The organism is Microvirga yunnanensis (assembly GCF_025460875.1).
Window position 1 is genome coordinate 38,003 of sequence record NZ_JAMXFI010000047.1, and the last position, 19,056, is coordinate 57,058.

At 63.8% G+C, this 19,056-nt stretch carries 17 protein-coding genes; 11 read left to right on the forward strand and 6 right to left on the reverse strand.

Features of this window, described 5'->3' with window-relative positions:
- Window positions 1-34: 34 nt before the first annotated feature.
- The 6 genes from rpoZ to NF876_RS22085 all read left to right on the forward strand — a co-directional run bounded on the left by rpoZ (window position 35) and on the right by NF876_RS22085 (window position 6,656).
- The gene (gene rpoZ / locus NF876_RS22060) at window positions 35-442 is read left to right on the forward strand and encodes a DNA-directed RNA polymerase subunit omega (RefSeq protein WP_262270773.1); all 408 of its coding nucleotides are present in this window, start codon (window positions 35-37) and stop codon (window positions 440-442) included.
- Window positions 443-626: 184 nt separating this feature from the next.
- Window positions 627-2,795 carry a RelA/SpoT family protein gene (locus NF876_RS22065; protein WP_262270774.1) on the forward strand — a complete coding sequence of 723 codons (2,169 nt, stop codon included), beginning with the start codon at window positions 627-629 and terminating at the stop codon, window positions 2,793-2,795.
- 383 nt (window positions 2,796-3,178) lie between these two features.
- A complete protein-coding gene (locus NF876_RS22070) occupies window positions 3,179-3,919 on the forward strand; it encodes an alanyl-tRNA editing protein (protein ID WP_262270775.1) in 741 nt (246 codons plus the stop codon).
- Window positions 3,920-3,934: 15 nt separating this feature from the next.
- The gene (locus NF876_RS22075) at window positions 3,935-4,636 is read left to right on the forward strand and encodes a gamma-glutamyl-gamma-aminobutyrate hydrolase family protein (protein ID WP_262270776.1); all 702 of its coding nucleotides are present in this window, start codon (window positions 3,935-3,937) and stop codon (window positions 4,634-4,636) included.
- A 548-nt stretch (window positions 4,637-5,184) separates the two neighbouring features.
- Window positions 5,185-5,769, forward strand: coding sequence for an orotate phosphoribosyltransferase (gene pyrE, locus NF876_RS22080; protein ID WP_262270777.1), 585 nt, complete (start codon window positions 5,185-5,187; stop codon window positions 5,767-5,769).
- A gap of 242 nt (window positions 5,770-6,011) precedes the next feature.
- The gene (locus NF876_RS22085) at window positions 6,012-6,656 is read left to right on the forward strand and encodes a LabA-like NYN domain-containing protein (RefSeq protein ID WP_262270778.1); all 645 of its coding nucleotides are present in this window, start codon (window positions 6,012-6,014) and stop codon (window positions 6,654-6,656) included.
- 56 nt (window positions 6,657-6,712) lie between these two features.
- Here the strand turns inward: NF876_RS22085 and NF876_RS22090 are convergent, their stop codons facing one another.
- The 3 genes from NF876_RS22090 to dapA form a co-directional block, all read right to left on the reverse strand.
- Window positions 6,713-7,243, reverse strand: a complete 531-nt coding sequence (locus tag NF876_RS22090; protein ID WP_262270779.1) for a glycine cleavage system transcriptional repressor — start codon at window positions 7,241-7,243, stop codon at window positions 6,713-6,715.
- Window positions 7,244-7,692: 449 nt separating this feature from the next.
- Window positions 7,693-8,166 (reverse strand): SsrA-binding protein SmpB, encoded by a 474-nt coding sequence (smpB, locus tag NF876_RS22095; RefSeq protein WP_262270780.1) that lies wholly within the window; start codon window positions 8,164-8,166, stop codon window positions 7,693-7,695.
- Between the two features lie 10 nt (window positions 8,167-8,176).
- On the reverse strand, window positions 8,177-9,061 hold the full coding sequence (gene dapA, locus NF876_RS22100) for a 4-hydroxy-tetrahydrodipicolinate synthase (RefSeq protein ID WP_262270781.1): 885 nt from the start codon (window positions 9,059-9,061) through the stop codon (window positions 8,177-8,179).
- Between the two features lie 207 nt (window positions 9,062-9,268).
- Here dapA and NF876_RS22105 point away from each other — a divergent pair, with 207 nt between their 5' ends.
- Entirely contained in the window at window positions 9,269-11,308 is a 2,040-nt protein-coding gene (locus NF876_RS22105) for a lytic transglycosylase domain-containing protein (protein WP_262270782.1), read from the forward strand.
- A gap of 45 nt (window positions 11,309-11,353) precedes the next feature.
- Window positions 11,354-11,503 (forward strand): hypothetical protein, encoded by a 150-nt coding sequence (locus NF876_RS22110; RefSeq protein WP_262270783.1) that lies wholly within the window; start codon window positions 11,354-11,356, stop codon window positions 11,501-11,503.
- A 540-nt stretch (window positions 11,504-12,043) separates the two neighbouring features.
- Here NF876_RS22110 and NF876_RS22115 read toward each other — a convergent pair.
- Both NF876_RS22115 and NF876_RS22120 read right to left on the reverse strand, forming a co-directional pair.
- A complete protein-coding gene (locus tag NF876_RS22115; protein ID WP_262270784.1) occupies window positions 12,044-13,342 on the reverse strand; it encodes a porin in 1,299 nt (432 codons plus the stop codon).
- A gap of 971 nt (window positions 13,343-14,313) precedes the next feature.
- Window positions 14,314-14,721 (reverse strand): hypothetical protein, encoded by a 408-nt coding sequence (locus NF876_RS22120; protein WP_262270785.1) that lies wholly within the window; start codon window positions 14,719-14,721, stop codon window positions 14,314-14,316.
- 205 nt (window positions 14,722-14,926) lie between these two features.
- Between NF876_RS22120 and NF876_RS22125 the strand changes: the two genes are divergently transcribed.
- The 3 genes from NF876_RS22125 to NF876_RS22135 all read left to right on the forward strand — a co-directional run bounded on the left by NF876_RS22125 (window position 14,927) and on the right by NF876_RS22135 (window position 17,796).
- On the forward strand, window positions 14,927-15,316 hold the full coding sequence (locus tag NF876_RS22125; protein WP_262270786.1) for a hypothetical protein: 390 nt from the start codon (window positions 14,927-14,929) through the stop codon (window positions 15,314-15,316).
- A gap of 130 nt (window positions 15,317-15,446) precedes the next feature.
- On the forward strand, window positions 15,447-15,914 hold the full coding sequence (locus NF876_RS22130) for a hypothetical protein (RefSeq protein ID WP_262270787.1): 468 nt from the start codon (window positions 15,447-15,449) through the stop codon (window positions 15,912-15,914).
- Between the two features lie 388 nt (window positions 15,915-16,302).
- Window positions 16,303-17,796 carry a cadherin domain-containing protein gene (locus NF876_RS22135; RefSeq protein WP_262270788.1) on the forward strand — a complete coding sequence of 498 codons (1,494 nt, stop codon included), beginning with the start codon at window positions 16,303-16,305 and terminating at the stop codon, window positions 17,794-17,796.
- A gap of 528 nt (window positions 17,797-18,324) precedes the next feature.
- On the opposite strand, the gene NF876_RS22140 is transcribed toward NF876_RS22135, so the two are convergent.
- The gene (locus NF876_RS22140; RefSeq protein ID WP_262270789.1) at window positions 18,325-18,894 is read right to left on the reverse strand and encodes a GAF domain-containing protein; all 570 of its coding nucleotides are present in this window, start codon (window positions 18,892-18,894) and stop codon (window positions 18,325-18,327) included.
- Window positions 18,895-19,056 lie beyond the last annotated feature (162 nt).

Genomic DNA, 19,056 nt, shown 5'->3' on the forward strand with positions numbered 1-19,056 from the left:
TTCCGAATTCCTCAAGACTGAAGAAGGAGCCCCCATGGCTCGCGTGACCGTCGAAGACTGCATCGACAAGGTCGACAACCGGTTTGAGCTCGTTCTGCTGGCCAGCCACCGGGCTCGCCTCATTTCCTCGGGTTCGCCGCTCACCATCGACCGCGACCGCGACAAGAACCCTGTCGTGGCCCTGCGTGAGATCGCCGATGAGACGATCGCCCCCGACGACCTGAAGGAGCAGCTCATCCACTCGATGCAGAAATACGTCGAGGTGGACGAGCCGGAGGCGGAAGCCGTTCCGATGCTCAGCAATACGGCGGCCGCCCCGTCGACCGGCGGCGACAACGATACGGACATCCAGTTCGACCGCATGAGCGAGGAAGACCTGCTCCGCGGCCTGGAAGGCCTCGTGCCGCCCAGCAGCAGCGCGGACGACGACGACCGCGAATAAGCGTCTCCACCGATCCCGAAAAGCCCGGCTCGATGCCGGGCTTTTTTTGTCGGCCGGCTTAACCAAGCCCGGGATCGGCCGCCTGCGGCAAGCTATTCGGCTTGCGATCCGAAGACGTTGTACAATATCTTCGATAGCTTCGTCATTTCAGCCGGATAAAGGGCCAAAAGGAGATTGCGGCCGCATGATGCGCCAGTATGAACTCGTCGAGCGGGTCAAGCGCTACAACCCCTCGGCCAATGAGGCGCTTCTCAACCGCGCTTACATCTATGCCATGATGGCTCATGGCAACCAGAAGCGTGCATCCGGCGACCTGTTCTTCGGCCATCCCCTCGAAGTGGCGGCGATCCTCACGGACCTCAAGCTCGACGACGCGACCATCGCGGCGGCGGTTCTCCACGACACGGTGGAGGACACGCAGGCGACCCTGGAGGAGATCAACAGGACCTTCGGCCCCCAGATCGGCGCGCTCGTCGACGGCCTGACCAAGATCAAGCGGCTCGATCTCGTGTCGAAACGAGCCGCCCAGGGCGAAAACTTCCGCAAGCTCCTCCTGGCCATCGCCGACGACGTGCGGGTCCTGCTGGTCAAGCTCGCCGACCGCCTCCACAACATGCGCACCCTGCAATTCATGCCGCCCGACAAGCGCAAGCGCATCGCCGAGGAGACCCTCGACATCTATGCGCCCCTGGCCGGCCGCATGGGTATCCAGGAGATGCGCGAGGAGCTGGAGGAGTTGTCGTTCCAGAACCTCGACCCGGAGGCCTACGAGGCCATCAAGCGCCACCTGCACGAACTCTCCGCCAAGAGCGAGAAGCTCGTCGACGAGATCGAGCGGACGCTGACGACCAAGCTGCGCGCGCAGGGAATCGAGGCGTCGGTGTCGGGCCGGCAGAAGCGCCCCTATTCCATCTGGCGCAAGATGGAGCGCAAATCCGTCTCCTTCGAGCAGCTGTCCGACATCTTCGCCTTCCGGATCATCGTGAACACCATCGACGAGTGCTACCGGGCGCTGGGAATCGTGCATACGAGCTGGCCGATGGTGCCGGGCCGGTACAAGGACTACATCTCGACCCCGAAGCAGAACGACTACCGGTCCATCCACACCACGGTGATCGGGCCCGGCAGCCAGCGCGTCGAGCTGCAGATCCGCACCGAGGACATGGACGAGGTCGCCGAATACGGCATCGCCGCCCACGCCCTCTACAAGGAAGGCGTCAACGGCGACTCGCGCCTCGCCACCGAGAGCCGCGCCTATCAGTGGCTGCGGCGGACCATCGACCTCCTGGCCGAGGGCGACAACCCGGAGGAGTTTCTCGAGCATACCAAGCTCGAACTCTTCCACGACCAGGTCTTCTGCTTCACCCCCAAGGGGCGCCTCATCGCCCTGCCGCGCGGCGCGACGCCCATCGACTTCGCCTATGCGGTGCATACCGACGTGGGCAACACGGCGGTGGGCTGCAAGATCAACGGCCGCATGTCGCCTCTGCTCACGGAGCTGCAGAACGGCGACGAGGTGGAGATCGTCCGCGCCGAGGGCCAGACGCCCCCGGCCGCCTGGGAATCGCTCGTGGTCACCGGAAAGGCGCGCGCCTCGATCCGCCGGGCCACCCGGGCGGCCGTGCGCCGGCAATATACCGGCCTCGGGCATCAGATCCTGGAACGCGCCTTCGAGCGCGCCGGCCGGCCTTTCTCGGACGAGAAGCTGAAAGGCGCCCTGCCCCGCCTGGCGCGGGTCTCCGTGGAGGACGTGCTGGCGGCGGTCGGCCGGGGCGAGATGTTCTCCGGCGACGTGGTGCGCGCCGTCTATCCCGATTACCTGGACGAGCGCCGCGCCGGGGCCGACGGCCGCGGCGGGCAGCCCGACGGCGCGACCAAGAAGCCGGGGAGCGAGCATCCCGCCGGCATCCCGATCCGCGGCCTCAACAAGGACATGCCGATCCGCTTCGCCCAGGAGGGCGGCGCCGTGCCGGGCGACCGCATCGTCGGCATCCTGACCCCGGGCCAGGGCGTGACGATCTATCCGATCCAGTCCCCGTCGCTGGCGGCCTTCGACAACGAGCCCGACCGCTGGATCGACGTGCGCTGGGATCTGGAATCGGGCTCGAGCCAGCGGTTCCCGGCGCGCATCAAGCTGCAATCCATCAACGAGCCCGGATCGCTCGCCCAGATCACCCAGGTGATCGCCGACCACGACGGCAACATCGACAACGTCTCCATGAAGCGGCGCACCCAGGACTTCACCGACATGACCATCGACCTGACGGTCTGGGACCTGAAGCACCTCAATGCCATCATCGCCGAGCTGCGCGCCAAGCGCGTGGTGAGCCGCGTCGACCGCGTCACGGGCTAGCGCATCGTGCGGAAAAGTGGACTCGGTTTTCCGCGCCGAACGATGCGCTGCTTAAGGAATTGAGCATCGGAATCGATCCCAAAAGTGGGTCCACTTTTGGGTCCGATGCTCTAGCGCATCGTGCGAGCCCAGAGGACCGCGCCGGGGGCCTCTCCCGTTGCAGCTGGGACCCGCTGACGGGCCGACACCCTCCCGGTCATGGCCGGCCAGTCGTCACCCGCCTCTCGCCGGCCATCCCGATCCGAAAGGCGCCGCGCCTCGGACAATCGGGATCACCGGCACGAGGCCGGTGATGACGAAGGGGTGCCCACAAAGCGGGTCCACATATCACGCCCGATGCTCTCGTGCTAAGAAGGGCGCGTCGTTTTGCGGTTCGAGCGAAGATGCGTCCGTTCTATGAAGATCACCCCGGAACGCTGGAGCTCGATGCGCCGGTGCTCGATACACGCCCGGGCGCCGTTCTCCTCGCGCGATCCCCGGTTTTCCCGGGCGGCGGTGGACAGCTCCCGGACCGGGCCGCGCTGTGGTGGACGCACGGCACCGTCGACATCCGGGCGGTTCACGCGGAGGAGCGCGGCGTCTGGCACGCGTTCGACGGCGACACGGAAATCACCGGCATCGTCCGCGTCGCTGTCGATCCGGCATTCCGCAGGCTCATGTGCGAGCTCCACACCGTGGCTCATGTCGCCAACAGCATCGTGTTCCGCGCGTTCGGCGGGGCGCTGCTGACCGGAGCGCAACTGTCCGCCGACGGCACGTTCCGGCTCGATTTCGATCTTCCCGGCGCCGATGCCGACCGTCTGCGCGCCCTCGACGGGCCCATCAACGCCGTGATCGCGCAGGACTTGCCCATCGGCGCCTTCCGGATGCCGTGGGACGAGGCTGCCGCGGTGCCGGGTCTCTTTCGCAGCAAGGCGGTCTCGCCCCCTCGCAGTGTCGACGGCACCGTTCGCATCGTCGAGATCGCCGGGCTCGACCGCCAAGGCTGCGGCGGCACCCACCTGACATCGACCGGACTGGCGCGACCCGTGACGATCCTGAAGGTGGACAACAAGGGGCGTCAGAACCGCCGCATCAAGATCGGCTTCGACGATCCTCGGCCCCCCTCGAATGCGCGACCCTGAACGTCAGGACCTCCCATGCCGCACCTGCCCCGCATCGCCGTCATCATGGACGAGAACACCGGTGCGGACGGCACGCGCTACGACATGGCGAAGGCCTATTTCGTCGCGATCCAGCGCGCCGGCGGGCTGCCTTTCGGCATCCCGTATGGTCCGGAGATGGTCGATCCGGTGATCGACGGGTTCGACGGATTCCTGAGCGTCGGCGGCCGCTTCGCCTTCCCGGATTCCTGGTTCATCGACGGGCAGGTCTCCAAGGCTCCTCCGTCGGAACGGCTGGACGTCGAGATCGCCCTGATGCGCGGCTTCCTGGAGCGCGACAAGCCGGTCCTCGGCATCTGCAACGGCATGCAGGTTCTCGCGGCCCTGCACGGATGCCGCCTGTCGCCGGACCTGCGGGCGCTCGGGCCCCGTGTCATGGACCATGACCGGCGCGGAGCCGTCCATCCGGTGTCGGTCGCGCAGGACACCCTGCTCGCGCGCATCGTCGGGCAGACCACGCTCGCCGTGAACACCTTTCACCGCGAAGCCGTGGTGACCCTGTCCGACCGGGCGGTGGCGAGCGCCCGCGCGGAGGATGGAATCATCGAGGCGATCGAGATTCCCGATCGTCTCTTCGCCGTCGGGGTCCAATGGCATCAGGAGCTGTTCGCCAGGCAGGACCATCCGGGCAACAGGCTCTTCGAGGCTTTCGTGCAGGCCTCGGGCCAGCGCCGCTGAACGCCCCCATCACGGACGGGACCGGTTCTTCCCGAGGTCCATCACGATGCGCCGCTTCAGGAAGTGAGCATGGGACCATCGGGATGGCTGGGACAGGCCCGGCCATGACCTGGAGGGTGTCGGCACCGGCCCCCACCACTTTCTCCACGTCATCACCGGGCTCGTCCCGGTGATCCCGCTTCCGTGAGGCCTTGCGCTCTTCCGATCGGGATGGCCGGGACAGGCCCGGCCATGACGTGGAAAGGTCGCGCTGCTCCGACGGTCACCCTCCCACGTCATCACCGGCCTTGTGCCGGTGATCTCGACTGCTTGAGGCGCGTCGCTCTTCCGATCGGGATGGCCGGGACAGGCCCGGCCATGACGTGTGGAGGGTGTCATCACCCGCTCACACCGCCCTTCCCGTCGCCGCCGGGTGGCTGGCCCGGATGGGGCGCACCGTTGACTGCGAAAAACCGGGTCCACTCTTCCGCACGGTGCGCCAGGGCGATCTGTTTCCCCTTGCCTCGCGCCGGACGGCCTGCCAAACAGCCGTCGAGGAGACCGATGCCATGACCCCGAACGACGTTCTCGACGAATTCCGCTCCGCCGGCGCGCTGTTGGAGGGGCATTTCATCCTCTCGTCCGGGCTGCACAGCCCGGTCTTCCTGCAGAAGATGTTCGTGTTCCAGGATCCGGCCAGGACGGAGCGGGTCTGCCGCGGGCTGGCCGGGAAGATCAAGGACGCCTTCGGGTCGGTCGACTACGTGGTCTCGCCGGCCGTCGGCGGCATCGTCCCGGGCTACGAGACGGCCCGGCACCTGGGAGCCAAGGCGATCTTCGTCGAGCGGGAGAACGGGGTCTTCGTCCTGCGGCGCGGCTTCACGATTCCCGAAGGGGCACGGGTCGTCATGGTCGAGGACATCGTCACGACTGGACTTTCCTCTCGGGAATGCCTGGCGGCCCTGCGGGAGCATCCCGGCACGATCCTCGGAGCGGCCTGCCTGATCGACCGTTCGGGCGGCAAGGCCGACCTCGGCGTGCCCCTGGTGTCCCTGGTTCAGCTCGACATTCCAGCCTATGCGCCGGACCAGCTCCCGGCCGATCTGGCGGCGCTCCCGGCCGTCAAACCCGGCAGCCGCAGCCTGAAATCGTAAATAGCTGTTTATTTGTCACACAAAGGCTTGACTGCCTTGGTTCCGCCAACTTGACTCTTGGAATTAACACGCCATTAAGTATTTTACTTTGTCGTTTTTACTCGTCCGAAGGGTTAATAGCAGCCAGTTTCACGGCGCGTCGTGATTTTATCGCGCAATTTTATTGCCAGCGTAAATAATAGATGCCGCTCGAACAATACAGGTTGTTATGCCGCTCCGGCAGACACGAATAGAGAATACTTATGTCAGGCCAGCAGCGGATCGCTCTCTTCATTGATGGCGCCAACCTATACGCTACCACCAAAACTCTCGGCTTCGATATCGATTACAAGCGTCTGCTGAAGGAATTTCAGGGCCGGGGCACCCTGGTCAGGGCATTCTACTACACGGCGCTTGTAGAAGATCAGGAATATTCTTCCATCCGCCCGCTGATCGACTGGCTGGATTACAACGGCTACCGGGTGGTGACGAAGCCCACCAAGGAGTTCGTGGATTCCGCCGGCCGCCGCAAGGTGAAGGGCAACATGGATATCGAGCTCGCCATCGACGCGCTGGAGCTCTCCCCTTACATCGACCACATGGTCCTGTTTTCCGGTGACGGAGATTTCCGGTCGCTGGTCGAGGCCATGCAGCGCCGCGGCGTGCGCGTCTCGGTGGTTTCCACGGTCACGACCCAGCCCCCGATGGTCGCCGACGAGCTGCGTCGCCAGGCCGACGAGTTCCTCGACCTGTCGCAGCTCGCCTCCCGCATCGGGCGCGACCCGTCCGACCGCCCGCAGCGCTCCGTCAACGAGAACGGCGAGCGCACGCGCCCGCAGCCCCGCAACGGCGCCCTGGAAAGCCGCTACGGCATTCGCCAGCCGCAGGACGACGAGTTCGAAGCCTGACGGCGGTGTACCGAACGGTGCGGCCATGGCCGGGCCCATCCCGGCCATGGGCCGTTTCAGAGTGAACTCTCTTCGACCCGGCAGCTCAACCCGAGCGCTCCGGCCGTGTTGCCGACCGTGGCCAGGCACGGATCGGTCTGCCCCGCCGGGATCGAAACGGCGAAACGGGTCACATAGAGCCCGCCCTCGCTCTCCGGAAGCTTGCGGGCTTCCAGGCGCACGATGTTGGCCCCGTATTGCGTGAAGACCTCCGACAGGCGCGCCACGAGGCCGAGCTGGTCGCCGCCGCTGATGGCGATGCGATGGGTGATGTTGCCGGCGGGGCCTGGGCTCGGGTCGAACGCATAGGGGATCGCCCGGATCTCCGCCCCGTCGAGCTCGGGGAGCCGCTTGAGGCCGGCCTCGATCTCGCCCGCCGTCAGGGTCCCGGGAAGCTCGCAGATCGCGACGAACTCGGCCCCTGAACCCAGCGCCGCGAAGGTCGTGTCTCTCAGGTTCACGCCCACGTCGAACAGATGCTCGGCGATGGCCGCAACGAGGCCGACCCGATCGGGGCCGAGAACGGACACCAGAGCGACGGATGCCATGTCTTTCCTCCCAGGCACTCGATAGGAAACCTAGTGCATCGGACGGAAAAGTGGACCCGGTCTTCGCTGGCGCGGCCCTTCGGGTCACGCTCGTGACCCGCGGGGTCCGCACTCGACGATGCGCCGCTTCGGGATGGGTCCCCCTACCGCCATATCACTCGCCACGTCATCACCGGGCTTGTCCCGGTGATCCCGATGCGGTGAGGCGTTGCGCTTCGAATAATCGGGATGGCCGGCACAGGGCCGGCCATGACGTGGGGAGGCTGGCATCACCGGACCACATACACACCACGTCATCACCGGGCTTGTCCCGGTGATCCCGATCCGGTGAAGCACCGCGCTTCAAACAATCGGGATGGCCGGCACAGGGCCGGCCAGGACGTGCGGAGGGGGCGGGTGATGGCCGACCATGACGGGGAGAGGGTGTCGCTCAGGGCGGAAGGAGAAAGTCAGCCCTTCTCGCGCATGAGACGGGCCTTCTCGCGGTTCCAGGTCCGTTCCTTCTCCGTCTCGCGCTTGTCGTGCAGCTTCTTGCCCCGCCCGAGGCCGAGTTCCACCTTCGCCCGCCCGCGATCGTTGAAGTAGATCTTGAGCGGGATCACCGTGAATCCTTCGCGCTGGGTCGCGCCGATGAGCTTGTCGATCTGGCGCTTGTGCAGGAGCAGCCGGCGCGGGCGCTTCGTCTCGTGATTGAAGCGGTTCGCCTGAAGGTATTCCGGGATGTAGGCATTGAAGAGAAAGAACTCTTCCCCCGACGGTCCGGCATAGGCCTCGCCGATGGTCGCCTTGCCCTGGCGCAGGGATTTCACCTCCGTGCCGGTCAGGGCGATCCCGGCCTCGTAGGTATCGAGGATCTCGTAATTGAACCGCGCCTTCCTGTTGTCGGCGACGACCCGGTTGGCAGTCTTTGGATCTTTGGACATGAGCTCTTTTTTAAGCGTTGATCAGGCCCGCATGGACCATGGCCGAACGGACCGCCTGCTTCGCCCCCTCGGACGCGGGCACCAGAGGCAGGCGCACCGTATCCTCCATGAGGCCGAGCAGGGACGCGGCGTATTTCACGGGCGTCGGGTTCGTCTCGACGAACAGGCTGGTATGCAGGGGCATGAGCCGGTCCTGGACCTTCAGGGCCGAGGCGTAATCGCCCTTGAGGCAGGCGCTCTGCATCTCGGCGCAGAGCCGGGGCGCCGCGTTGGACGTGACCGAGATGCAGCCATGGCCGCCATGGGCCATGAAGCCGAGGGCGGTCGCATCCTCGCCGGAGAGCTGGATGAAGTCCGGTCCGAGCACCTGACGCTGCAGGCTCGCCCGGGCCATGTTGGCGGTCGCGTCCTTCACGCCGGCGATGTTCTTGAGCTCGTTGAGCCGCGCCATCGTGTCGACCGACATGTCGATGACCGACCGGCCCGGGATGTTGTAGATGATGATCGGGATGCCGATGGCGTCGTTGACGGCCTTGAAGTGCTGGTAGAGGCCCTCCTGCGTGGGCTTGTTGTAATAGGGCGTCACGATCAGCACTCCGTCGGCGCCGACCTTTTCCGCATGCCGGGCGAAGGCCACGGCCTCCGCGGTGCTGTTGGAGCCGGCCCCGGCGATCACCGGCACCCTGCCCTTGGTCTCCTCGACGCAGATCTCGACGACCCGCTCGTGCTCCTTGTGGCTGAGCGTGGGGCTCTCGCCCGTCGTGCCGACGGGAACGAGGCCGCTCGTGCCTTCCTGGATCTGCCAGTTGATGAAGGACCGGAACGCCCCCTCATCCACGGCCCCGTCCTTGAAGGGGGTCACCAGAGCCGTGATGGAGCCTTTGAAGTGGGTCATAGGGTCATTCCTCGATGGTCGCGCCGGGCCTTCTCTTGGGCCGAGGTACACGTGGGGATTTGGGTTTTACACATAGGGGGTGCGGCGCATGCGCGCAAACGTTCGTTCAGGGAGTTGTCCTAGCTCGGCTCTTAGTGTTTCCTCAAGAGAAACGTCGTCACAATAAGATAAAACGCGGCAGCAAGGGGTTAGCGGGTGAGCCTCAACATGCGTCCTCTCCTCGGTCTTGTGACGTCCGTCGCGCTTGTCCCATTCGTCGTCCTCTCCGTCCACGCCGAACCCGCTTCCGGCACGCCGGCTCCGGAACAGCCCGCCATTCTGGAAAGCTTCGTGCCGAGCGCGCCGGTGCCGGGTGACCTGGATCACCTGCCGGAGATCTTCAAGGCTTACCGGGACAACGATCTGACCGAGGCTCAGATCCTCAAGACGAAGCTGACCCAGCCGGCCGCCCAGGCCCTGATCGAATGGTTCGCGATCCGAAGCGGTTTCAGCCTGGGTCTCGACCGCATGCTCGCCTTCCAGAAGGACTATCCGCAATGGCCGGTCACCAGCCAGCTTCGGAGGAGAAGCGAGGATGCCCTGCTGGCCGAGCGCAGGCCCGCCTCTCAGGTCCGGGCCTTTTTCGCCAAGCAGCCTCCGGTCACGCCCGCCGGCCGGATCGCCCTCGCCTTCGCCCTGCAGGCGGATGGCTTCCTCCAGGAGGCGAACGAGAAGATCCGCCATGCCTGGCGGGAGGACAATTTCGGCCCTGACGTGGAGCGCCGCGTTCTCGACCGGTTCCCGGACGTCCTTGCGAAGGCCGATCATCGCTTCCGCATGGAGAGGCTCCTTCTCAAGGAGAACTGGGGCGGCGCCCAGCGCGCCGCCGGCTATGCCGGCAAGGAATACGAACTGCTCGTCAAGGCGCGAATGGCCGTGTTCCAGGGCAAGAAGAAAGCCGAGAAGGCCTTTGCGGCCGTCCCGGCTTCCCTGCGCGGCGACCCCTCCTACCTGTTCTCCAAGGCTCTGCTCCAGCGCCGGAGCAACAACCTGGCCGAGGCCGCCGCGATCATCATGCAGGCGCCGCAGGACCCGGAGCTTCGGGTCGACGGCGATGAATGGTGGGCCGAGCAGCGCCTGATCACCCGCGCCCTCCTCGACAAGGGCGACCCGAAGACCGCCTACGAGGTGGCAAGCCATCACGCGGCCGAATCGCCCTCGCAGCAGATCGAGGCCGAGTTCCATGCGGGCTGGATCGCGCTGCGTTTCCTGAACGACCCGGCAACGGCATCCAGGCACTTCGCCGCCGTGGCCAAGACCGCCTCGACGCCGATCTCCATCTCGCGGATCGCCTATTGGCAGGGGCGCGCGGCCGAGGCTGCCGGCCAGGGACAGGACGCCAGGATCTACTACGGGCGGGCGGCCGACCAGCCCACGACCTATTATGGGCAATTGGCCCAGGCCAAGCTCGGACAGACGATTTCCCTGCGGAAGGTCGACCCGTTGACGGACGAGGAGCGCCAGGCCTTCGAGGCGCTCGTCCCGGTCCAGGCGGTCAAGCTGCTGCAGCAGATCGGAGAGCAGGATCTGGCCCTGAGCCTCTACACCGACCTCGCTCAGACCCTGACCGATCCGGGACAGCTCGACGCCCTGGCGAGTCTCGCCACCGCCCAGCAGAATCCCCGCGCGGTGCTGGCGGTCGGCAAGATGGCGCTGCAACGGGGCTTTCCCCTCGATCAGCATGCCTACCCGCTCGCGGCCATTCCCGAGTTCCAGCCCGTGGGCGACGAGGTCGAGCCGGCGATGGTCTACGCCATCGCCCGTCAGGAGAGCGCCTTCAATCCGCGCGCCATCTCGAGCGCCGGCGCGCGCGGCCTGATGCAGCTCATGCCCGCCACCGCCAAGAGGACCGCTCAGCGCTTCGGCGTCGGCTTCGATCTGAAGCGACTGATCGAGGATCCGTCCTACAACGCCAAGATCGGCTCGGCGCATCTCGGCGAGCTGATGGAGGACTGGAAGGGCTCCTATGTCCTCGCGTTCGCATCCTACAATGCGGGCGGCGGCAACGTGATCAAATGGGTCAGGACCTACGGGGACCCGCGCAAGCCGGACGTGGACGAGGTCGACTGGGTCGAGCGGATTCCGTTCTACGAAACCCGCAATTACGTCCAACGGGTGCTGGAGAACCTGCGCGTCTACCGGCAGCGGCTGAACGACAAGCCGGCTCCGGCGATCCCGGCGACGGCGGATGCGACGAGCACCAACTGACGAGAAAGACTGCCGTTCGCCGTGGCGCGGCATGACCGGATCGACATGAGCTTTTGCTATCGCGACCTTTTCGTCGACGCGGCCGACGGAAAGCGGCTTTACGCCCGTGACGATGGTCCGCAATCGGGCGTTCCCAACGATCGGGATCACCGGGACGAGCCCGGTGATGACGTGGCGGGTTGTGTGAGCGGGTGATGACACCCTCCCGCGTCACGGCACCCTCCGCCCGGGGACAACACCCTCCCCACGTCATGGCCGCCCTCCGCCCCTCTCGCCACCCTCCGCACGTCATGGCCGGGCTTGTCCCGGCCATCCCGATACTGTGGGGCGCGGCGCTCCACCGGATCGGGATCACCGGCACAAGGCCGGTGATGACGTGGCGGGTGGTGTGAGGCGGTGCGAACACCCTCCCCCGTCATGCCACCCTCCGCACGTCATGGCCGGCCCTGTGCCGGCCATCCTGGTCGGAAGGGCGCGGCGCCCTCCGGAAGCGGGATCACCGGGACAAGCCCGGTGATGACGAAGGGGTGACCATCCGGCCGAGCGATCGAGACAGAGGCCCGGACGATGGGCCAGCCAAGAGTGGAGCATCGGACCGAAAGTGGGTCCCCTTTCGGGTCCGATGCTCTGCGTTGCCTGTTCCTGGACCGGGCCCGGGATCTCACCGCGAGACGCCGCAAAAGAAAAACCCCGGTGTCGCCACCGGGGTTCTCCTATCCAATCAGGCCAGGCCGATTAGAAGTCGCGCTGAACGCGCAGGCGGCCTTCCCAGGAGTCGCCGCTGTCGCGCAGGCGACCATCGACGAACTGCAGCTGGTTCGTGTCGACGTTGGCGTAGAGAACTTCAACACCGATGTCGAGGCCAGCTACCGGCGACCAGATCACGTTGGTGCCGAGGCGCCACTCGTTGAAGTCGAAGTCGATGCCGGTCAGAGCCTGAACCTGGTTGCCGTACTCGATACGAGCGTACGAACCGAAGACGTTCTGGCGGATGGTCGGGGTCCAGTAGTGACGCAGACCACCGGCGATCGACCAGCCTTCGCCCGTCTCGATGTCGCCATCGAGGCCGATATAGGCATCGACCACGCGGCCCGTCACGTTGCTGGCCGTGATGTTGCCGGTCGCGCCGAGGTAGGCGAGAGCGCCGTTAGCATAGGTGGCAGCGAGCCAGAGGGCGTCGCCAGCAGCCAGCATCGGCAGGTTGATCGAGCCCTGAGCCGTCACGGCATAGCCGTACTCGGTGTCCGGGATCGTGCCGTTGAAGATGCCGTAGTCAAAGCCGTTCGAGGCCTGCAGGACGTTGCTGCGGATCTGGTGAGCCGCACCGGAGACCTGGAACGAACCCCAGGTGCCAGCGTACTTCAGGTTGGCGACGAGGTCAGGAGCGCGCTGGCCAGCCGAGATGTCGGCAGGAGAGCCGACCGGGAAGGTTGCGAGCGGGCCGTTGATCAGGACCGGGTCGAACACCGGAGCGAAGCGGCCCTCTTCGAGCGCCAGCGTGGCCGAGAAGCCGTTGCCGAACGAGAAGGTGTAGGCCAGGGCGTTCACGGTCGGAGCGTCCGAGAAGCGCAGGGTGCCGAAGTGGCCGGTGGGCAGGTCGCTGTTGTCGAAGAACGACACGGTACGACCGGCGGTCAGGCCGCCGAACTGCACGAAGGCCTGGTCGACGATCGCCGTGTCACCGCCGTACACGCCGGTGTTGTGCGTGACGTCGAAGCGCACGAAGGTGCGGAGCAGACCGTAGGCGGTGGCGGTGCGGGCATCGAGCTGGATGCGGCCGCGAGCACGGAAGCCGATCGAGTCGTCTTCGCGGTCGTTCGCCTCGAGGTACTGGTACTCGGCGCGAACACGGCCGCCGACGCGGAGGCAGGTTTCGGTGCCGGGGATGTAGAAGAAGCCTGCGCCGTAGGTGGAGCAGACGCGAACGTATTCGACAGCAGCGGCCTTCTTCACGGGAAGGTCGGCGGCTTGAGCCCCGGCGACAGCGGCAAGACCCGCGACCGATCCGAGGAAGAGGCTCTTAGCGAGCTTCATGGTTAAACCTCCAAAGTTTCGAGACCCTGGGGGGCCGGGTTTTTGTGCTTCGAGTGCTTCGACGAAGCCCTAAACACGTCCCTTTTCCCCTAGTACCCGGCAGCCTGCCTGTTTGGCTAAACTCACCAGGATCACGACCGGGGTGCCCCCGTCGCTGCAGCCACATTATCGATGGGCGTTTCACGATCAAGCGATTGTAGGCGGTATAAGGCCCCGTTGAGTCTGTTCTTCTACATACTGTGACCAAATTCCAACACTTTCCAGCACCAGGGCTGCCCTCAGCGCCATGGCGTTAACTTTTTATTTACTTTTCAAGCCCTTGCGCATCTCATCGGCCGGGAATTGCGGCTGCTGAACTCAAGACGCGGGATCCGAGGGCGTGGTTTCGGCAAGACAGGAAGATCTAGCTCGGCAGGCTCTTGGTCCACGAACTCCTATCCCGTCGAAGGCAGCTTTGACTCGCTGTCTTTAAGCTGAGTTGCTCTTCTTGGAGTCTGCCACCCACCCTTAGGTCCTGATGGAGGACCTTGCAGAGTCAGCTATCGTCCACTTCCATGGAGGTGCGGCTATCCCTCTTGGCTTGGATCTGGAGCACGCCCCCAACCGCTCGTCATCCAGGCGGGGAGAGGCCGGGAAGTGTTCCTCTCAGCCTCTCCCTCGCCACGAAAAAAGCTCCCTCGCCGGCGGGAGGGTAGAGCCGGGAGGGAGCAGGGTTCCAGAGGGAGTTTCAACTGGAGGAACACTCGGAGCCTATGCTGCTCCGATAAGGCTCCCACTAACCAGGGTTAAACGGGGCAGGAGATTATGGTCGGGAGGGGGATCTTGCTTAGACCCAGCATGAAACATACCCCGACCGAATGAGTTGGGACGATGAGGGCATCCTGTCCTTCTGTTTGAGAGTGGGCGGCCCCTTGACCCGGACGACACTTGGGTTAGGAGGTCTTTCCTTTGGCCGGTTTTCCGCAAAGCATTTATGCGTATCCGGCGCCTGCTGACTCTTTTTCGTGCCCGAGGATGCACCTTACCACCGCAAGCTCCCAGTACGGGTGCGGCAGGAGCGGGTCGAGTTCTGTCCCGATTTGCTTCATCCGTTCAACTTGCTGGTCGACCTGCGCCTGAAGTTGCTGATGCGAGGCTCGGAGCCGGGACGTTTCCGTAAGGATATTTGCGGCGCGCTGGAGCAGAGGATCCTCCGCAGCACGGAAGGTTCGGGTCAAGCTCCGATCCGGTTGGCCCTGGCGCTCCTCGATCTTGGCCAGAGCCTCCAACCGCGTGGCATCGTCAAGGAGCTTCTGGCGTTCATCCGACAGAGAGACCCACCTGGCGACGGCACGGGACTCCTGGGCCCGTCGACGGTAAGTGGCTGCCTTGTCATGCATGGGCATGATCCTGACCTCTATCGGTCAGACTTACAATGTAACAACGACCGTCCTTTAGCCGTGTTCCATGCTGAGGCCTATGCGAATTTGGGCGGCCTTCGCGCGGGTGCGCGACAAGCTCCTTACTTGGGAGTAAAATGAACACAGTAGCGTTTCCCGACGCTCTGAGGAGCGCCGCCAGGTCCTTGTGTGGATGGAGTGGCCCATGTCTCTCAAGTTTTCCCTCTTCGCCGCCATCCTCGCGGTGGCTCCTGAACTTCCGTCTGAAGCCCATGATATCTATTCGGGCCTGACCGATGCCGCCGGGGCGAGTTGCTGCGACGAGCATGATTGCCAGCCTGCGCCTTACCGCGTGTCCCCGAGGGGCGTGCAAATGTATCTCGATGGCAACTGGTATGATGTGCCGAATGAGGAGATCCAGTACCGGTCACTCCTTGGTGACACTGGCGAGACGCGCGGAGGGCACTGGTGCGGCACGACCCTTTATGAATCTGGCCGCAGGGATGGATACAGCAGTAGGGAAGTGCGTCATGTGACCCACTGCGTCATCCTTCCCCCCAACTCCACATCGGCGTGGGACACACACCAAGAGTGAGACAGTTCCATACTGATGATTACACGAGAAGTGCGAGCGGCATTACGCGCGAGCTTCACCTGGCAAGCAGGGACCTAATCATTTGACCCAAATGCTGGTATAATTGCGGCTCTGACGTGAGGAGGCTGTGATGCTTGCAGCCGTGCTCTGCCTGTCGGCCCTGTTGGTGCTGACAAGCGCCAGCTTTGCGCGTCCGTTCCGTTATCCCGCGTCCTCGCAGTCGTGCCGTTTGGGACGGCAGCCCATGCCAGACCTGAATGCGCTTGTCTTGCGCAGCAGCCCACACGTGGTGTCGACTGGTCGCCTTATCAATGGCCTCTACTACTCCGAGGGTCGGACCGGGCCTCACGCCATCACAGCGTTCTACATGGCCTGCGACCGGTTCCTTGAGCAGAAGCCGTTCCTGCTCATGGACTTTCGCTCCCATCAGTTCTTCCTCGATAAAAATCGGGATGGCTGTGTCGATGCTACTGGGGAACTGCTGATGCCGGAGATTGATCCAGCGGATTTCGTGCCAACTCTCGATGGGGCGGAACAACTTTGTAACGGAGACATCACTAGTCAACGTCAGCTCAACAACTTGCTCGCCGTTCGATAAACAGCCTTCCGCGAAATTCGGACTTAGCCGCCGCGAACTACAAGTCCCGATAGCCTTGCCGCCGCTTTACCCTCGCTAACGCCTCCAAGGCTAATGCAAAGTCGCTGGGCACGTGTACACGCGAGGACGGCGGACGCAAAACGCCCCAGCCAGAGGGTGTCCTATACCTCCAGCTAGGGCGTTCGTGGCCGGCCTGCCCCAATGAGCCAAGGCATTGGCTAAATCGGTCAAGCAGATCCGGGAGATTGGTGGTTCCCTGGTATCTGCCCGTGGCCGTCGCCCCCGGGCGGTCGATCTGGCCCGAGGGGGCTACGCAGAGCCGAGCCCGACTTTGAACCAGTGCGCGCATTGAACTGCAACCGGATGATCAGCAGGGAAGGACAGCGCTATGCCCAAGAACAAGCCACCGACCGCCGTGTACCTGTCGAGCACCCACGTTGACGAGAACGCCCCAGGCGCGGTGATTGGAACCCTCACCGCCTCCGACAAAAACCTGAAGCATGGCGACGTTATTACCTACACGGTCGACGACAGCCGCTTCGAGGTGATCGAGCACGACGGCCAGTCTACCCTGCAGCTCAAGAGCGGGGTCGCGCTTGACTATGAGGCGAGCCCCACCGTCACATTGGAGGTCACCGCCACCGACAAGGGCGGATTGAGCAAGACCAAGGCCTTTACTCTCTCGGTTCAGGATTTGCCGGAGGCTCCCACCACCGAGCGGATCTCGATCAGCTCCACTGGCGAGCAGGCAAATGGCGACAGCATCAGCCCCTCAATCTCGGCTGACGCGCGTTACGTGGCTTACGAGAGCTATGCCTCAAACCTGGTCAGCGATGACACCAACAACGCGGCCGATGTCTTCGTCTTCGACCACAAAACCCACACGACCGAGCGCATATCGGTCGGCTTAACCGGCGAACAAGGAAATAGCGACAGCGGTCAGCCCTCGATCTCAGCGGATGGGCGCTACGTGGCCTATCAGGGCTGGGCTTCCAATCTGGTCGAGGGCGACAGCAACGATGCTGTCGACGTCTTTGTCTTCGATCGCCAGACGCAGACCACTGAGAGGGTCTCCATCAGTTCCACCGGCGAGCAGGCGAACGGCGCCAGTATGAACGCCTCGATCTCGGCAGATGGCCGCTATGTGACGTTTACGAGCGCCGCGTCCAATCTGGTTCAGGGCGACACTAACGGAGTTGATGACGTTTTCGTCTTTGACCGCCAGACGCACACAACCGAACGGGTCTCGGTCAGCTCTAATGGCTTGCAAGCGAATGGGTCTAGCGACCACCCCTCGATCTCGGGTGATGGACGCTACGTGGCTTTCGAGAGCTTGGCCTCGAACCTGGGTAGCGACGACCCCTTTGGAGGTCCTGACATCTTCGTTTATGATCGCGAGACCCACACCACCGAGCGGGTCTCTCCCGACACTCCTCCGGGCGCCTCTGATCCGGTAATCTCGGCTGACGGGCGGTATGTGGCCTTCGTGAAGTTTTTTGCCATCTACACCTATGACCGCGAGACCGGCACCGCCGAGCGCACTCCGGTTAGCGGAGACTCCGAGTATGGTGGTCCCCGAGAGCCCTCAATTTCGGCCGACGGGCGCTACGTGGCGGCTTTGAACTCTCCCGGAAACTTTCCATCCCCGTTTTTTCAACACATCTACGTTTATGACCAGCAGACCGGCAGTGTCGCTCAAGTCTCAAATAGCTCTGAAATCACGGACCCTAATGTTAGGGATGGCACACAAAGCTCCCATCCCTCAATCTCGGCCGATGGGCACACTGTCGCTTACCAGAGCAATGCCTCTGATCTCGTCAGTGGCGACACGAATGGTTTTACTGACATCTTCGTAGCCCATATCGATGATATTTTTGTGTGACGTGGACCCTGATGCTGCAGCGGGCTTCTGCCCCGTTGCAGCATTCACTTATGTTGACGTCAGCGGCTGCGGATGGATGCGTGCAGAAGAACTCCCTCGCCGGCAGTGCCGAACGAGGGAGCCTTCCACCATGGCTGAGGGACATCAGCGTCCCAGAGTGCGGATTGATAAGGAGGGATAATGATCGAACCAATCCACTGTGATCAGAATGCCTCCCTAACAGGATTGCAGCCTTTACTCAGGTTAAACGGGGCCGGAGATTTTTGGCCAACGTGATGTGTAATACTCCGTCCTGATGAGGGCGGCTCGTCGCGGTATCGTCGCGTCTGAGGTGTGGTCCAACATGGCAAGCGAGGAGCTCTGCCATATCCATTCCGTTGCCTTCCTGTGCGGCGGCACGTTGTCCAGGATCACAACCTCGCTCAGCCGGGGTGTCGGCACAAGGATCTGCTGGGCGCCTCCTGACGAGCGGGGACGGTTAAAGGCTGCGCCCGACAGTACTGACGTCAAGGATCTATCTGGGCATCCTCAGATTGAAATGGCGGTAGTGATATCCGGCTCCGGCAAGCCCATAGCGTGGCTGATGATGATGCTGACCACATGCTGGGCCAGCATCCGCAGCTCGGCTTGTTCGCCCCGTGAGAAAGAACGCGGCTTTGTGTCCATGAGGCACAATGAGCCGAGGCGGATTTGCCTCTCATAGACGAGGGGTGCCCCGGCATAGAGCCGGGTGAAGGGTGAACCCGTCACGAGGGGATTGTTCTTGAAGCGCTCGTCTGCACGGGTATCTGGGATGACGAGCACCTCGTCCTGGAGGATTGCATAGGTACAAAATGCTTGGTTGCGGGGGACTTCCCATACAGCGATGCCCTGACAGGAAAGCACGAGAGCCCGTTCGGCTTCGATGAGATTGACCAAGCAGAATGGAACGCGGAAGTGTGTACAGGCGAAAGCTGTGATCCGATCAACCGTCGCATTGGGAATGTGCTTCGCAGCATTCAGGTCTGTAAGAGCTTTGAGCCGAATAGTTTCGTGCGGATCAAGGGGGTGAAGTAGTTTGGACTTAATCTGACAGACGGTGTCGTTAGGCTGAGGCATGAGCCGAGGCCGGGCGCGAAGTGGTCGGGGTGCGTAGCGCCCGGCCTCGGCGTTCCCAAGGAGCACCGCCATGACCAACGAGCAGAAGATCATCCGCGCCAAGCTCGGCCTTTTGGAGCTGGCCAAGCAGCTCGGCAATGTCAGCCAAGCCTGCCACATGAT

Excerpts from the sequence above, each read along its gene's own strand:
- dapA (WP_262270781.1), bottom strand. The coding sequence starts at position 9,061 with ATGACCCACTTCAAAGGCTCCATCACGGCTCTGGTGACCCCCTTCAAG.
- NF876_RS22125 (WP_262270786.1), top strand. The coding sequence starts at position 14,927 with ATGTCTCTCAAGTTTTCCCTCTTCGCCGCCATCCTCGCGGTGGCTCCT.
- NF876_RS22075 (WP_262270776.1), top strand. The coding sequence starts at position 3,935 with ATGCCGCACCTGCCCCGCATCGCCGTCATCATGGACGAGAACACCGGT.
- NF876_RS22135 (WP_262270788.1), top strand. The coding sequence starts at position 16,303 with ATGCCCAAGAACAAGCCACCGACCGCCGTGTACCTGTCGAGCACCCAC.
- NF876_RS22140 (WP_262270789.1), bottom strand. The coding sequence starts at position 18,894 with ATGCCTCAGCCTAACGACACCGTCTGTCAGATTAAGTCCAAACTACTT.
- NF876_RS22130 (WP_262270787.1), top strand. The coding sequence starts at position 15,447 with ATGCTTGCAGCCGTGCTCTGCCTGTCGGCCCTGTTGGTGCTGACAAGC.
- NF876_RS22085 (WP_262270778.1), top strand. The coding sequence starts at position 6,012 with ATGTCAGGCCAGCAGCGGATCGCTCTCTTCATTGATGGCGCCAACCTA.
- NF876_RS22090 (WP_262270779.1), bottom strand. The coding sequence starts at position 7,243 with ATGGCATCCGTCGCTCTGGTGTCCGTTCTCGGCCCCGATCGGGTCGGC.
- NF876_RS22120 (WP_262270785.1), bottom strand. The coding sequence starts at position 14,721 with ATGCATGACAAGGCAGCCACTTACCGTCGACGGGCCCAGGAGTCCCGT.
- NF876_RS22110 (WP_262270783.1), top strand. The coding sequence starts at position 11,354 with ATGAGCTTTTGCTATCGCGACCTTTTCGTCGACGCGGCCGACGGAAAG.
- NF876_RS22070 (WP_262270775.1), top strand. The coding sequence starts at position 3,179 with ATGCGTCCGTTCTATGAAGATCACCCCGGAACGCTGGAGCTCGATGCG.
- pyrE (WP_262270777.1), top strand. The coding sequence starts at position 5,185 with ATGACCCCGAACGACGTTCTCGACGAATTCCGCTCCGCCGGCGCGCTG.
- NF876_RS22105 (WP_262270782.1), top strand. The coding sequence starts at position 9,269 with ATGCGTCCTCTCCTCGGTCTTGTGACGTCCGTCGCGCTTGTCCCATTC.
- NF876_RS22065 (WP_262270774.1), top strand. The coding sequence starts at position 627 with ATGATGCGCCAGTATGAACTCGTCGAGCGGGTCAAGCGCTACAACCCC.
- smpB (WP_262270780.1), bottom strand. The coding sequence starts at position 8,166 with ATGTCCAAAGATCCAAAGACTGCCAACCGGGTCGTCGCCGACAACAGG.
- rpoZ (WP_262270773.1), top strand. The coding sequence starts at position 35 with ATGGCTCGCGTGACCGTCGAAGACTGCATCGACAAGGTCGACAACCGG.
- NF876_RS22115 (WP_262270784.1), bottom strand. The coding sequence starts at position 13,342 with ATGAAGCTCGCTAAGAGCCTCTTCCTCGGATCGGTCGCGGGTCTTGCC.